Source organism: Neolewinella persica DSM 23188 (genome assembly GCF_000373105.1).
GTDB lineage: Bacteria > Bacteroidota > Bacteroidia > Chitinophagales > Saprospiraceae > Neolewinella > Neolewinella persica.
The window spans coordinates 147,519-162,938 of the sequence record NZ_KB890480.1; the positions used below are offsets into that span (position 1 = coordinate 147,519).

A 15,420-nucleotide genomic window follows, 5' to 3' on the forward strand; every position below is an offset into this window, starting at 1 on the left:
TCAGATGTACGATTCCATTAAAGACTTCAGGCATATCTGTTGGAAATGGCGGCGGCTGTTGCTTACTGGTGCTGTTGTGGGTGGCATGCTTTTGTTGCAGGCTGGAGGAATTACTGCGCAGGATAGTCTCAATGTTTTCAGCACGATCTCTTCGGCGGAGGCCTTCTCAATTAACCCGATCACGTCTATCGACCAGGACGATCGGGGGGTCCTCTGGTTCGGGAGCCGGAACGGGTTGCTTCGTTATGACGGGCGGCAGCTGAAAAGAATGCCCTCGGTCATTGCCACGGAAGCACACGCCAGGATGGATGACATCACCGATATTGAGGTAAGCCGGGATGGCAAAATATGGGTTGCTACCTTCTCCGGGTTATTTCAGTATGACCCCGAATATGGTACGTTTACCGTCCTGGAAGATCTGATTGCAGACGTGCCCGAAACAATGCCTTCAGCCATTTTTTGCGTGGCCGAAGTCGCCGGGGAAAAGGTGTGGATAGGCGCTCGCACGGGCGTTTTCGTCTGCGACATGCTGACTGGGGAAGTCCGGAAACTACCGGCGGTCAACGCCATGGTCAACCAGATTTACCAAATGCGGAACGGAGACGTTTGGGTTGGTACCGCCGCCGGACTGCTCAAGTTTCCGGCGGGAAGTGAAAAAGCCTCCGTTCGGATAGTGAACGACCCGACTACCGACGGCCTCCGTAACAATGAAGTCTTGTCTTTGCTCGAAGACAAGCACGGAAACTTATGGGTGGGCACAGTTGCCGGACTGGATTACCTGGAAGTCGCCAACAACCGTATTAAGCGACTACCGGGTACGACTACCGGCCCCTTGGGAACCGCCGTCATCCGTACGTTGATTGAAGATAACGAAGGCAGGGTTTGGATCGGGTCTTTCAATGGCATTTATGTTTTATCAGAGGGAGGTGCCGTAGACGTGATCCGGCACAACCCCCGGCTGGACAACAGCCTGTCTGACAATAAGATCAGGGCATTATTCCGGGATGAAAACGGATCTGTTTGGGTGGGGTCGTATTACGGGGGGATTAACCTCTGGGATAGCCGACAGCTCAGCTTTCGACATTTCGGAGAAGCGAACGGCATTCAACTCGGTACCAAAGTGGTCAGTTCCGTTGCTACGGATACTTCCGGCCGGATATACTTTGGGACGGAGGGTAAAGGAGTAACTGTTTTTGATCCGGAGAAACAAACGTTCAGTCGGTTTAACACAACCGGGCTTTCGGGAGAACCTCTCGGTACCGTAAAATGTCTGCAGCCGGACCGGCCGGACCGTCTTTGGATTGGCACTTTTGGCAAAGGTCTTGTACGGTATAACCCATTGACGCAGAGGGGTACTTTTCTTCGCTACAACGCGCAGGCTAGTGGTTCCGATCCGAACAACGTCGTCCTTTCACTGGCCATCCAGGGAGAAGACTACCTGTGGATCGGACTGATGAGCGGGGGGCTGGACCGGATCGACCTGCGTACCAACGAGTATACGCACATTTATAAAGCCTCTTTACCAGCAGTCGATACCCTATGGCACGGGGCGATCAGGATCATGCGCTTCGCTAAAAACGGTGACCTTTTATTGGGTACTTCTTTAACGATGAGCCGCATTGCACAGAAAGACCTGGCCTTAAGCGATTTCAAACCAACCTGGATTACCATAAAGAATGCTTCCGGGAAGAAGTTTGCCGTATCTGATATAAAGGAAGATGACCGGGGCGTGATATGGGTGGGGACAATGGCTAATGGGTTATATCGCATCAGCGGGAATGCCCTTTTACGGGAAGAGATTCCAGCCTTCAACACTGTTTTTGCGGTGGTCCCCGAGGCCGGTGGGGAAGGACTTTGGTTAAGCACAGACGAAGGCATCGTTTATTATCAGCCCCTCGAGGGGAAGTCCCGCTTGTACCGCGAAGAAGATGGCCTGCAGAAAAACGAATTTAGTCGTACGGCAGGTCTGCAGGATCGCCATGGCAACGTTTATTTTGGAGGAGCCTCCGGCGTTACCTTCTTCAGGCCCGACCGCCCAAAATCGTTCCGTCTCGACCTGCCCGATGTAATGTTGACCGAGTTGAGGTTATTCAATCAGCCACTCGTCGTAGCAGACAGTACGGGGATTCTTGAAAAGAACCTGGATTACACCAAAGCCATAACGCTGGGGCACGCACAGAACCGTTTTTCTTTACACTTTGCCCTCCCCAGCTACCTGCTCAATAATAAAACGGTGTACCGCTTCCGGCTACTTGGCCTGGACGACCAGTGGACGACCAGTTCCGCCGCCAGCGCTTCCTATACCATCCAGCGAGGTGGAGATTATCGTTTTCAGGTAGAAGCGTCCAGCGCAGACGGTCGGACGACGGGGATCACTGAATTAGCAATCGAAGTAAAACACCCACCCTGGCGATCCTGGTGGGCCTACACCCTTTACGCGCTCGGGATCCTGGCCACCGTCTTCCTGATCGTAAAGGCCAACTCCCGTCGTATCCGCCTGGAGCATACCCTGGAGCTGGAGGCGCGGGAGCACCAGCGGATGAAGGAAGCAAACGATCAAAAACTGCGTCTCTTTACGAATATTTCCCACGAGTTCCGCACCCCCCTCACCCTAATCCTGGGATCGCTGGAGCGCGTGCTGGAAAATTTCCGGGGCAGCAGCAAGCTGTATCGCCAGTTACAGGTTGTTGACAAGAATGCCAGCCACCTGTCGCGACTGGTAAATGAGTTGCTTGATTTTCGAAAACTGGAGCACAAACAGATGGTTCTGCAAGCTGCCGAAGGCAACATGGTGAAGTTTGTCCGGGAGCTGCACCTTTCCTTTCGTCAGCAAGCTAAAGATCAGCAAATCGTGTTTCAGGTAGAAACACCAGTCGATGAAATAGGGGTGTATTATGACCGCGACAAATTTGAGAAGGTACTTTATAACTTAATCTCAAACGCCTTTAAGCATACTCCCGCCGGCGGGTCAATCACGGTAGAAATTCGCCCGGAAACAAAGCGGCTGATTATTGTGATAAAGGATACGGGGACGGGTATCCCGGCCGGAGAACAAGACAAAATATTCGAGCGCTTTTATATGGTGCCAGATCAAGGCAGGACCCCTCAGTTTTCCCGCGGATCGGGGATCGGGCTTGCCATTGTTCGCAACGTTGTGGAACTGCACCATGGTACCATAAGCGTGGAGAGTGAGCCGGGGGCCGGTAGCTCCTTTGTGGTCAGCCTGCCCCTGGGGCGCGAGCATCTTACGGATGCGGAGATCATCGGAGAGTTTCGTAACAGTGAAGACATCAGTGGTTACGAAGTACCCGTTAGGTTCGAATCGGCGGAGCTGCCGGTTGAGGATGAGGACCGTGCATTCGTGCTCATTGCAGAAGACAATGAGGAGGTCGGCCGCTTCATTAAGGATATTCTCCGGCCACATTACCGGGTAAAGTTGGTCCCCAACGGACGGATCGGCTATGAGCAGGCCGTTGCCCATCAGCCTGACCTGATCATCAGCGACGTAATGATGCCGGAGATGGACGGTATTACTTTCTGCGAACGAATAAAGGAAGACATCCGGACAAGCCACATTCCCTTCGTGTTGCTAACCGCCCGCACGTCGTTGATACACAAATATGATGGGCTGGACTCCGGCGCAGACGATTACCTCAACAAACCCTTTAAGGTCAAAGAATTACGCCTTAAATGCCACAATATTCTGCAGACCAGAGAACGGGTCAGGCGTAAGTTCTCTGCGGTGGAGACGGAGTTGGCCTTAGGGCCGGTTCAGAATTCGCTGGACGAGGAGCTAATGAAAAAAGCCGCCATAATCGTTCGGGAAAATCTCGCCAACCAGGCGTTCAATGTGAACGACTTCGCCAGTAAGCTCGCGGTAAGCCGGACTTTGCTTTTTACCAAGTTCAAAGCCTGGACCGGGCAAACGCCAAATGCTTACTTACTTGAACTGCGGATGAAGAAGGCGGCCCAACTCATCGAGCAACGGAAATTCAATGTTTCAGAAGTTGGCTATCAGGTAGGATACAAGGATCCGGGGTATTTTTCCAAGGCCTTCAAAAAACGATTTGGGCTTTCTCCTAAGGCCTATGGTATGAAATTTATGGACGAAAAAGTGGAGTAAGGATAGCCTGGCGTTCCTGCCTTTTTATGGGGCGATAAGCTGTGATTATGCCCGGTCGTCGGCTCTGCGGCCCCACGTCTCCAAATCAACGATTGCAGGGGTAGCATTGCCCGTTGAAAAGCTTTTCCTGCACCTGCGTTCCCGCCTCATTGTGCTCCTTCAGTTCCTTCTGATTTACCGCTTGCAGGAGGTGGGCGACGGTGCGCGGGTGCAAAGAACGGATAATGGAGCAGGGGTGGCTAAAAAAGCAAGCCCTTTCCGCATCGAAATTCGCTGTCAGATCAAATGGGTCGAATGTAATTGTCTGTAAACCAATAGGTTGGACGTTTTTACTAATTTCCCGTACGATAATTCGGCCGGTAATTACTCTATTTGGAGCAGTAGATGAAAATCCTTGTAAGCAGCAAAATCATGAGAACGAAACCAGAGGGAAGATGGCTTGAAGTCTTGCTGGCCATCCTGGTGGTGCTTCTGGGGCTGCTCATGATTTACTTCTACTGAACCACCTTTTTTACACTCAACTATATATCATGCAAAACTTAACCAGACACTATTTACTACTGCTGTTGCTGATGGCATCCGGTTTCGCCTTTACCCAGTCGATGGTGACGGGGCGGGTGCTGGGGACCAGTGAGCCGGACGGACTTCCCGGAGCCTCGGTTATCCTAGAAGGAACGACCACCGGCACGGTGACCGATATTGACGGCCGCTACAGCCTGTCGGTACCTGATAACAATGCCGTGCTGCTGATCAGCTATACCGGCTTTGCGAGCCAACGTATCCGGGTGAATGGCCAAACGGTCATTGACGTAACACTGGAAGACGACGCCACGGCATTGGAGGAGGTCGTCGTCGTGGGGTACTCCACCCAAAAGCGGGTCAACCTGACCGGTGCGGTGGACGTCATCGCGGCCGAGGAACTTACCAACCGGCCGATCGTCAGCACCGGAGAAGGCCTGCAGGGCCTGGTGCCCAACCTCAACGTAACGGTCCCCAGTGGCGATCCCACGGGCAATGTGACCTTCAATATTCGTGGCTTTGAGTCCATTAATGGCGGTGATCCGTTAATCCTGGTTGATGGTGTACCGATGGACCTGAACCGCATCAACCCCGAAGACATTGCCAGTATTTCCGTACTGAAAGACGGCGCCGCCGCCGCCGTTTACGGTGCGCGGGCCGCATTTGGCGTTATCCTGGTAGAAACGAAGAAAGGTAAAAAGGGCGTGAACGTCCGGGCCAGTACCCAGCTTTCGTGGAACAAGCCCATTTTTAACGTCAACCCCATCGAAAACGGCTATGAATACGCGCTGCTACGTAACCAGGTAACTGAGCTGGATGGCAGTGCCCCGGTTTACAACGACGATTACCTCGCAGGACTGGAGAACTACTGGTCCGACCCGGCCAATAATGCCCCATTTGCCCTGGTAAACGGAGGCTTTCAAAACTACGCCTACAACAACCTGGCGGATGGCTTGCTTAACGACACCTCGCCCCGTCAGAAATACGACGTCGCCATCTCGGGAGCTTCAGACCGGACCAATTTCTATACTTCCTTCGGCCTGCTCAACACCGACGGTTACATTAACGGCGAGGGCAACGATAATTTCAAACGCTATAACGTTTTGATGAAGGGCGAATTTAAGGCGACCGATTGGTTGACCATCGACCAGCAGATCACCGTAAATATCCAGGATTCGGACAAGCCATCTCAGGCCGACATCAATACCGTGATCCGGACCGAACCACTTCGCCCACACGTTATTCCACGCATTGATGGCTACGAACAGTTTGAGGGACAGTTCTGGAATCACGGCCTGATGATCCTGCCCCAGTTGGCCAATGGAGGGCGAGACATCTTTACCAGTACCGACATCTGGATGAAAACGGGCCTGAAAGCAACTCCCGTCAAAGGATTGTCGCTGAACGGCAATTTTTCCTATAACTTCTTCAACCGCCAGTTTGAAAGTGCTGAGCTGCCTTATCAGGTTGTTGACTTCAACCTCGACCAGGACAACCCAGTGCAAATTACCGGCGATGACATCATTGACACCCAGCGGGACTTCAACACCTATTACGTTCTCAACCTCTTCGCAGAATACGAGAAGAAGTTTGGCAACAACGACTTCAAATTCCTGGTCGGCTACAACCAGGAACTAGGCCGCAACACCTTTATTGAAGCGGATAACCGCACTTTTCTGTCTCCTAACGTTGTGGATATTTCCGCCACCACCGGTACGCCACAGACGGACGGCGGCAAGTCCCACGTCGCGCTGCGCGGCGCCTTCTTCCGGGTCAATTACAATTTCAAGGAACGCTATCTCTTAGAGGTCAATGGTCGTTACGACGGTACTTCCCGCTTTCCGGAAGGAGACCGCTTTGGGTTCTTTCCCTCCGTCTCCGCTGGCTGGCGTATCTCCAACGAGGCTTTCATGAATGGTACACGGGAGTGGCTGGACAACTTAAAGATTCGTGCCTCCTACGGTTCACTGGGTAACCAGTTGTTGGGGAATAACTTCTACCCTTATATCCCTTCGCTTGGCTCCGGCCAATCCAACGTTATTCTCAATAGTGGCTTTTCGCCCTTCGTTCGCCCTCCGGGGCTGGTAAGTCCTTCCCTGACGTGGGAACGGGTAGTATCCAAAAACCTTGGCCTCGACCTCGCCTTCTTCAAAGGTAAACTGGACATGAACTTCGATGTCTACACCCGCGAAACCCTCGACATGCTCCTCCGGAGATCCTATCCCGATCTTCTGGGAGCCAACGCACCGCTGGAAAACGGTGCCGACCTACGCACCCAGGGGTGGGAGTTGAACGTAAACTGGCGCAACCGGAAATCAAAAGATTTCAGCTATTCTCTGGGCTTTAATCTCTCCGACTGGACCAGTGAGATCACTAAATACGAAAACCCCACCGGGTCGATCAACGAGTTCTACGTTGGTCAGCAACTCGGCGAAATCTGGGGATACGAAACTGCAGGTATCTTTCAGAACGAGGAGGAGCTTAACGCGCGGGCGGACCAAAGCCGCCTCGGTTCCGCCTGGCGGGTCGGGGACATCGGGTATACCGACCTGAACGGAGACGGAGAGATCAGTCAGGGAGAAAACACTCTGGATAACCCCGGTGATCGTCGCATCATCGGTAACAGTAATCCACGTTACTCCTTTGGCATCAATGCCGGGGTGAACTATAAGGCATTCTCCTTGTCGATCTTTTTCCAGGGAGTAGGCCAGCGGGATTATGCTCCCTCAAGTGCCAACTGGACCTGGTTCTACCCCTGGCGCTCCTACAACGGAGACCAGAGCTGGATCGATAATTCCTGGACTCCGGACAATCGGGACGCTTACTTTCCCTTGCAACAGCTCGGCAGCAAAAACTTTGAGACCCAGACGCGCTACCTGCAGAACGCCGCCTATATCCGCCTGAAAAACGTGAACCTGGCTTATGTGTTACCCGCCTCCATAAGTGACCGGATCGGCCTTGGTGAAGTTCGCGTGTACGTCGGTGGTCAAAACCTGTGGGAGGCTTCTCCGATTCGTGAACCGCTCGACCCTGAATACATCTTCGACAATTCCATTAACTATCCCTTGTTCCGCAGCTACACCACGGGCGTAGTTATCAACCTTTAAAAAAAGACCAACAATGAAATATAGTATCATAACTATCGGTGCGCTTTTGTCGGGCCTTTTACTCCTGACCACAAGTTGCGAAGACGAATTCCTCGATCGATTCCCCCTGGACGAACTCAGTAATGAGACCTTCTGGCGGAATGAATCGGACATGCGTAACTACAACAACGGCTTCTACGACGAAATCAAGGACGATAACGAATACCCCATACTTATGGGCCTGAGCAAAGGTGCCGGGGTGAACTTCCGCGAAGGGCTCTGGTGGCAAGACCAAATGAGCGATAACCTGGGGTCAACCCACCCCCGCGCTCAGGACTTTTACGAAATCCGGACCGGGAGGTATGCCCAAACGGTCGGACCGCGTATTATGGGGTATAAAGGCTGGCCGTTAATTCGGCAGATCAATTTCGGCCTCGAAAATTATGACCGTACCGACGCTACCGAGCCGGTAAAGAATCGTTATAAAGCCGAAGCGCGGTTATTCCGTGCCTGGTTCCTTTCGGATAAAGTACGCCGTTTTGGAGACATACCCTATACTGATAAGCTCCTCAATATCGAGTCGGAAGAACTCTATGCCCTGAGGGATAGCCGGGAGTTTGCCATGGACAAGATCCTGGAAGACCTGGATTTTGCCATTGCCAACCTGCCGGAAGACTGGAACGACGGAGGTGGCCGCCACGGCCACCTGGACAAGTGGGTCGCGCTGGCGCTGAAATCCCGGGTCTGCCTTTTTGAGGGTAGTTGGAGAAAGTACCATGGCGGTATGAACCCCGATCGCTGGTTCAACGAAGCGGTCAACGCCTCGAAACAGTTGATGGACGAAGGCGGTTTCAGCCTTTATTCCACCGGAAATCCCAACCTGGATTACCGGCACCACTGGCAGGCCCTGACCCAGGAGGATAACCCTGAAACGATCTACTGGCGCAAATACGAAGCGCAGATCAATGGCCACTTCGCCTCCCGCCTCTTCTGGAACTATAACGGTGGTGCCACCAAAAGCTTTGTAGAGGACGTACTTTGCGAAGACGGTTTACCCATCTCGCTCTCTCCGATGTATATGGGGGATGACAGCATCGAGACCGTTTTCATCAACCGGGACCTCCGGCTGCGGCAGTGTGTGCTGAACCCCGAGGACCAGGCACTGTACGAATACTCCAATGACGCCGGTAATACCTACCCGCGGCTTGAGGGCCAAAGCGGCGGTCGTAACCGATCCAATACTGGTTACCACGTCGTAAAGCACTGGAATGCCGCAGACGAACAAGCTCCCCGCAACCAGCACACGGCTTCGCCTCCCTGTTTACGCCTCGCAGAGGTACTGTTGAACTTTGCGGAAGCGAAAGCTGAATTGGGGACCCTCACCGAGGCTGACCTTGACGCAAGCATCAACCTGCTGCGGACCAGGGTGAACATGCCGCCCATGCCACTTAATCCGATGATGGACCCCCGCTATGCCAATGATGGCATCTCCGCTCAGCTCGTGGAAATTCGTCGGGAGCGCCGCGTGGAACTCTTCCTGGAAGGCCACCGCTACCACGACCTCCGCCGCTGGAAGCAGGGTAAATACCTGGCCATGTCTGACTACGGCATCCGTTTCGATGAGGCTGCGCAGGCCCGCTATCCGGGCTCCAGCGTCGAGACTACCGAGATAGATGGTGTTCCCTACATCGACGTGCGCAAGGGAACGGACTTCGTGCCAGTATTTGAAGACAAGCATTACCTCTGGCCGATCCCGACTAATGTGCTTTCTCAGAACCCTGCCGTAGGACAAAATCCCGGTTGGTAAGAAGGACTGAAAAGGCAATTGTAGTTGTCCGATTGGCAGACGGGATTCACCGTTCGCTTAGCAAACGAATAAAGCGTTTTCAGGATTCTGATACGGGCGGGGGCAAACCCCGTCCGTACGGAATAAATAAGTTTATTTCTGAAACCATCCATTAAGGTATCCAACGCCGTCAAAAAATTTGCATTGATCGAGTATACTAGTGAGTACACCGGTAGTCAATTGGGCTGCCGGTGTTTTTTTGCTTGCACGTAAGCGATGAGGGGAATGGGCATTGACGGCATTTAAACTTCTTCTTGCACCTGCGCACCGCCGCCCGAAAAAGTGCAGGTGGCTGTTTTTCAGGGCGGGGACGCAGGTGCAAAGTGAGGGATTGTAAAGGCCATGGTCTTGGTCAGGCATGGGCAATAAAATCTTACCTTGCGCTGCCAAATCAAGCATTGGCAATGACCAGATATCTACCCGTTTTCGCCCTCTTTCTGCTTTTAAGCAGTGTCCAGGCCCAACTACCTGACAGCTGCAAACTCACCATGGGCACCAACCTGGCCGGGTTGGCCGACTACGGTACGGAACTACCCTTCGTAGACCTGATGCGCAACAGCCGCGAGTGGTACACCAAATCTGAAGGCGATCCGAGCTTCCCCTTCAACTCCGGTTTTGCCGATAGTCTGGCGTTGCGCTCAGACGGCTACCCGACCCATGCCCCCCAAACGGTGAACGGTTCGGAGTACCCCCAGCAGGTGGCTACCATCTGGGGTAAAACTGACGGTTGGCCACTGGGAGAATACAAGATCTTGTGGGATGGCGACGGCGAACTCGCCTTCTTCGGTACTTACGAAAACCTGCAACGCACGGGAGACCACCGGGCAACTTTTGACTTGGTTAACCGCATTGACGGCGTTGTCGAAATCAAGATCGACCGTAGCGAAATGGATAATCCCATCCATAATATCCGCCTGCTCATGCCGGGGGCGGAGGCCACCTATCAGGAGCAACCTTTCAACCCCCTTTGGCTCGAAAAAGTAGACGTTTTCGAAACCGTTCGCTTCATGGACTGGGGCTCCACCAACGGCTGGGGGACGAAAGAAGGCGAAACCGGAGACAGTACCCTCACCGATTGGGCCGGCCGCAGCCAACCCGACTACTACACCTGGACCCACAGCAAGGGCATCCCCTACGAAATGATGGTCCGCTTCATGAACGATAATGATAAAGACGGCTGGGTCTGCGTACCGCATACCGCCAGCGAAGACTACGTCCGCGAAATGGCCCGGTTCTTCCGGGATAACCTCGAACCGGAACGGCATATCTACGTCGAATACAGCAACGAAATCTGGAACTGGATCTTCCCCCAAACGCACTGGGCCAACCGCTACGGCTGTGAGATTCCTGATATCTCCTGGCCGGAAGGTACCACCACTTTCATCCAGAATATGCTGGACGTCTGGACGGAGGAATACGCCGACGTCCCCGAACGAACCAGCCGTGTTGTGGGCGTGCAGGCCGGCTGGCTCGACGTGGCGCAGCGCGTTGCCTTCAACGTCGATGCTGCTTCGTTCGACTATGTTTCCCCCACCTACTACTTCGGCTTCACCGAAGAAGCAGAAACGGAGTTGGACGGCCTGGGGGCAAACGCCACCGTCGCTGACATCGCCCGGCTCACCCGCCAGTCGATGCCCAATAGTTTCAGCTATATCTCAGACATCAAGACGGAACTGGCCGACGTGATCAATAAACCGCTGGCCTTCTATGAGGGCGGCCAGCACCTCACGCCCAACCCCTTCGGCGTAGTCCCAACTTATGAAGACGCCTTGGTCGACATCCAGCGTGATACCTCGATGTACAACCTCTACAACGAGTGGTTTGACCTCGTCCGCACCCTGCAGGACGGGGAGAAACCGCTGGCGTTGATGAATTTTTCCTTCGTCGCGCCGAGGAGTCCGCAGTTCGGCAGTTGGGGGTTGCTGGAGACTATGGACCAGGATACGTCGGTGATTCCTGCACCTAAGTATAAGGCGGTGTTGGAGAATATGGCGGGGGAGTGTTCGGGGGTTACTTCAACGACTAATCGTGGGTTTCAGGTGGCTGAGTTGAAGGTGTTTCCTAACCCCAGTCGGGGCCAGTTTACGCTGGCTGGCGTATCGGAACCCTTAGCGCTGCAAGTCTTTAATCTGGCGGGGCAATTGGTTTGGCAGGCGGAACGTCACCTGGCTGTCGCTGAGCTCAATCTTGGTGATTTACCCGCTGGGAATTACCTTCTTATTGCGGTGGGATGGGATAGTGGAAATATTATGAGAGGCAGAGTATTGGTGAAATAGCTTGTTGTCCTAAGTAATCATATTAAAGCATTACATTTGTAGATAATATACGAATTTATGCTATTATCTTTCTCTGTAGCTAATTTTAAGTCTTTTCGTGAAGAACAGGTTTTAGATTTAACCGCTTCAGCACTTCAACCTGCTTTTAGTTGGCTTGAGAATGCAATTGTACCCGTTGGTAAAGGCGACAATGCACTGCGAGTTAAGGCGCTTTATGGTGCGAACGCTAGCGGGAAGAGTAATTTGATTAAGGCGCTTTATGCCATGTTAAGTATAAGCTTACTATCGGCAAAGACGCCCGGAATGTTACCTTCAAACGTGCATCCTTATGCTTTTGCTGCGGGGAATAGTGCGGAGCCTTCCTCGTTTGAATTAGTGTTCGTGGCTGACAGTAAAAGGTATCGCTATGGTTTTTCTGCTACGCAGCAGGCAATAGTGAAAGAATGGTTGTATGACGAGACGGTAAGGAAAGCTAAAGTCTTTGAAAGAGTCGGGCAATCCGCCAGCATCGGCAGAAAGTATTTTGACAATCCGGAAAGTGTTGACATTCTTGAGCGTGGTGATAACGAACTGTTTAGAGAAGATGCTTCCTTTCTTTCCGCACTAGCGCTGTTCAACGTTGGAAAGGTCGTCAAGGACGTAACTTCTTTTTTATCTGGAATTACCATTTTTGGTGACGTAGAGAAAATTTCGGTTGAGCAGAACGCTTATAAACTATTGGCTCATGAAGGGGTACGGGATAAGGTTTTGGAGCTGTTGCGTTTTGCCGGTATTGAATTTAAGGAACTTTTTGTAGTCGATAAAAAAACGCTGGAAGGGCAGGGTATTCCGCCCGTTCACCTGAAAGAACTTCAGAGCACAAAGGGGCGACTATCGTTGGTTGTGTCACACAAGTGGGGGGATGCTGAAAACGAAATATCAGGATGGTTAGTGGAAAAGAGTGAATCCCAGGGGACGCAAAAATTGCTGGTTATGGCTCCTTACATCGTGCAAACAATCCTTCAAGGTCGTATCCTTATAATAGACGAATTCGAAGCAAAACTCCATACCCGCCTCTCCCGCGAGATCGTATCCATGTTCAACTCTTCCACGGGGAACCCGAACAACGCTCAGTTTATCTTCTCGACCCACGATACGAATCTCCTGGATCACCGGTTGTTACGCCGTGACCAGATCGATTTTGTGGAAAAAGGAAAAGACCGAGCATCCATAATCTATTCATTAGCTGACATAAAAGGGATTCGTAAGGATTCAGACTTCGAGCTTGATTACTTGGGCGGCAGCTACGGTGCGGTTCCAGATGTAACGGATTTCAATATCGCAATACTGGAAGACTAATGGCCAGAATAAAAAGAAGACACCGGAAAGCGATCTCAAGAGGCAAGCGTTTTTTGATTCTGTGTGAAGGTCAGACTGAGCGACTTTACTTCAAATCGTTTCATGACAAGGGCGTAAGCGTGGAGCCACGGGATCCTAACGGCGATCGTAGGCAATTGGTTAAGGATGCGATAAACTCTGATGACGGTTCCTACGATCAAATATGGGTGGTTTTTGACCTGGATTATCTACCAGCCAAAGGGAAAGGTCAACTGGCAGAATTTGACGCTACTATTTTGAAGGCCCAAGAGGCTGGTATTCGGGTAGCCTATTCCGTAGATGCTTTTGAGCTGTGGTTCTGCCTGCATTATACTTATGTCAATACCCGTCAAGAGCGAACTTATTATTACGAGCAGCTCAGTAAGCGTTGGTCCGTAAATTATGAGCGGGAAGGAAAAAAAGCAAGATTTTGTCTCGGTATCCGGGAGTTATTGGAAAAGGATGAAGCCGCCAGCGAGGAAGAAGCGATTAAACGAGCTAAAAGGCTTTTGCAGAACCATGATGGCATGCCTCCGCATTCACAAAATCCGGTGACTACCGTTTTTGAATTGGTAGAGGAATTGTTGAAGGCAAGAAAGTAAACTTTTTTTGCAAAAGAATCAACCCGCAACTCCTTCCAAGCCCAGCCCTCAATAATTAGGATACTTCTCCATAGGAAATGCCTTAGTATTTCCCATCGGGCTCTTTGATCCCGGCACATACTTAGGATTAATCACCGGTACCATCCCCCCGATCTCCGCCACGTGCGCATCGATCAGTTTGCTCATCCGGGCGACGACCTTTGGATACTGCGTCGCCACGTCGTTCATCTCCGTCAGGTCTTCGGTCAGGTTGTAGAGGCGGTAGGCGGGCTGGCGATTTTCGCCCTCCCCGTACTCCTTGATGCATTTGAAGTCGCCCGACCAGGCGGCAGTGGAAGGCAGGTTGTCCGGGGCAGGCATATAGTGCGGATAGTGGCTGAAGATCGCCTCCCGTTTTAGCCGCTTTTGCTTTGTTAGCAGGGGGACGAGGTCTTCTCCATCCAGCAATTGAGCCGGATTTGCCGGAGTGCCGGTTGCCGTTAGAAAAGTAGGGTAAAAGTCGATGCTCTGGATCAGCTCATCGGATACGGAACCTGCTTCAATCTGCCCCGGCCAGGCGATGATGGCCGGCACGCGGATGCCACCGTCGTGGATGTTGCCCTTGCCGTGGCGTAGCGGATAATTATTGGTTGGGAACTCGCCGTTGATGGTGTTGTACATATTTCCGCCGTTGTCAGAAAAGAACACGATCAGGGTATTGTCCAGAATTTGCAGTTCTTCCAACTTGTCGAGGAGCATGCCGAGGCTTTGGTCTACTTTCTCCATCATTCCACCCATTATCGGGGCATTCTGCTTACCGCGCGGGTCGGTTTTTGCGGCGTATTTATCGATCAGGTCCTGCGGTGCCTGGAAAGGGGCGTGAACACCGAATTGCCAGAAATTAAGGTAAAACGGCTCGTCTTTATGGGCTTCCATAAAGTCCATAGCCTCGTAAGTGATCCGATCGGTGATGTATTCGTGCTCCGCTCCGTCGGGAAGGTTTGCGATGCGGTAGGGGGAGAAGAAATTGGGCGGGCCGGGGTGCATCATCCCGCCAACGTTGACGTCGAAACCCTGCTGTTCGGGCCAGTAGCCCTTTTGCCCCAGGTGCCATTTCCCGATGTGGGCGGTGGTGTAGCCATTGGTTTTCAGGGCCTCGGCGATGGTGAATTCATCCAGGGGCATAAAGGTCCGGATGCCCTGCTGCACCACCTTTTGCCAGGGGGCACCTTCCGTGCGGGTCAGGTCTTCGTTGGGATTAGGTTTCAGGTGGCCGGCCGGGGTCGTCAGGCCAAACCGACCGGGGTGCTTGCCGGTCAGGATACTCGCCCGGGTAGGGGAGCAAAGCGGGTTGGCGGCGTAAGCACGGGTAAAGGTCATGCCCATCCTGGCCAGCCGCTCCATGTTTGGCGTCTCGTAGTATTCGCTGCCGTTCACGCTGGTGTCCATCCAGCCCATATCATCGACGAGAAACATAATGATGTTGGGCTTTTCCGGTGCTTTTTTTTGGGCGCTTGCGCAGGTGCAAAGGAGGAAACCCAGGAAAAGCAGGGCGGGGTAGGGGAACTTGGGCATGGATCGCTTTTTATCGTGCTCAAATTAATGGTAGGACAACAACAGGGCGTCCTGTACT

At 52.6% G+C, this 15,420-nt stretch carries 7 protein-coding genes; 6 read left to right on the top strand and 1 reads right to left on the bottom strand.

The window, feature by feature from the left end; genetic code table 11:
• Positions 1-4: 4 nt before the first annotated feature.
• The 6 genes from B036_RS0125380 (at position 5) to B036_RS31105 (ending at position 13,808) form a co-directional block, all read left to right on the top strand.
• On the top strand, positions 5-4,123 hold the full coding sequence (locus B036_RS0125380; protein WP_020571548.1) for a hybrid sensor histidine kinase/response regulator: 4,119 nt from the start codon (positions 5-7) through the stop codon (positions 4,121-4,123).
• Positions 4,124-4,653: 530 nt separating this feature from the next.
• Positions 4,654-7,749: a SusC/RagA family TonB-linked outer membrane protein gene (locus B036_RS0125395; protein ID WP_020571551.1), complete on the top strand. Its 3,096-nt coding sequence runs from the start codon at positions 4,654-4,656 to the stop codon at positions 7,747-7,749.
• A gap of 13 nt (positions 7,750-7,762) precedes the next feature.
• Entirely contained in the window at positions 7,763-9,535 is a 1,773-nt protein-coding gene (locus tag B036_RS0125400) for a RagB/SusD family nutrient uptake outer membrane protein (protein WP_020571552.1), read from the top strand.
• 443 nt (positions 9,536-9,978) lie between these two features.
• On the top strand, positions 9,979-11,850 hold the full coding sequence (locus tag B036_RS0125405) for a T9SS type A sorting domain-containing protein (protein ID WP_020571554.1): 1,872 nt from the start codon (positions 9,979-9,981) through the stop codon (positions 11,848-11,850).
• A gap of 57 nt (positions 11,851-11,907) precedes the next feature.
• Positions 11,908-13,188 (top strand): AAA family ATPase, encoded by a 1,281-nt coding sequence (locus B036_RS0125410; RefSeq protein ID WP_020571555.1) that lies wholly within the window; start codon positions 11,908-11,910, stop codon positions 13,186-13,188.
• Positions 13,188-13,808, top strand: a complete 621-nt coding sequence (locus tag B036_RS31105; RefSeq protein WP_044103841.1) for an RloB family protein — start codon at positions 13,188-13,190, stop codon at positions 13,806-13,808. The genes B036_RS0125410 and B036_RS31105 overlap by 1 nt, the downstream gene beginning before the upstream one ends.
• A 48-nt stretch (positions 13,809-13,856) precedes the next feature.
• Here B036_RS31105 and B036_RS31110 read toward each other — a convergent pair whose 3' ends face one another.
• Entirely contained in the window at positions 13,857-15,362 is a 1,506-nt protein-coding gene (locus B036_RS31110) for a sulfatase (protein ID WP_020571557.1), read from the bottom strand.
• Between the last annotated feature and the right edge of the window lie 58 nt (positions 15,363-15,420).

Excerpts from the sequence above, each read along its gene's own strand:
- B036_RS0125380 (WP_020571548.1), top strand. The coding sequence starts at position 5 with ATGTACGATTCCATTAAAGACTTCAGGCATATCTGTTGGAAATGGCGG.
- B036_RS0125395 (WP_020571551.1), top strand. The coding sequence starts at position 4,654 with ATGCAAAACTTAACCAGACACTATTTACTACTGCTGTTGCTGATGGCA.
- B036_RS0125400 (WP_020571552.1), top strand. The coding sequence starts at position 7,763 with ATGAAATATAGTATCATAACTATCGGTGCGCTTTTGTCGGGCCTTTTA.
- B036_RS0125405 (WP_020571554.1), top strand. The coding sequence starts at position 9,979 with ATGACCAGATATCTACCCGTTTTCGCCCTCTTTCTGCTTTTAAGCAGT.
- B036_RS0125410 (WP_020571555.1), top strand. The coding sequence starts at position 11,908 with ATGCTATTATCTTTCTCTGTAGCTAATTTTAAGTCTTTTCGTGAAGAA.
- B036_RS31105 (WP_044103841.1), top strand. The coding sequence starts at position 13,188 with ATGGCCAGAATAAAAAGAAGACACCGGAAAGCGATCTCAAGAGGCAAG.
- B036_RS31110 (WP_020571557.1), bottom strand. The coding sequence starts at position 15,362 with ATGCCCAAGTTCCCCTACCCCGCCCTGCTTTTCCTGGGTTTCCTCCTT.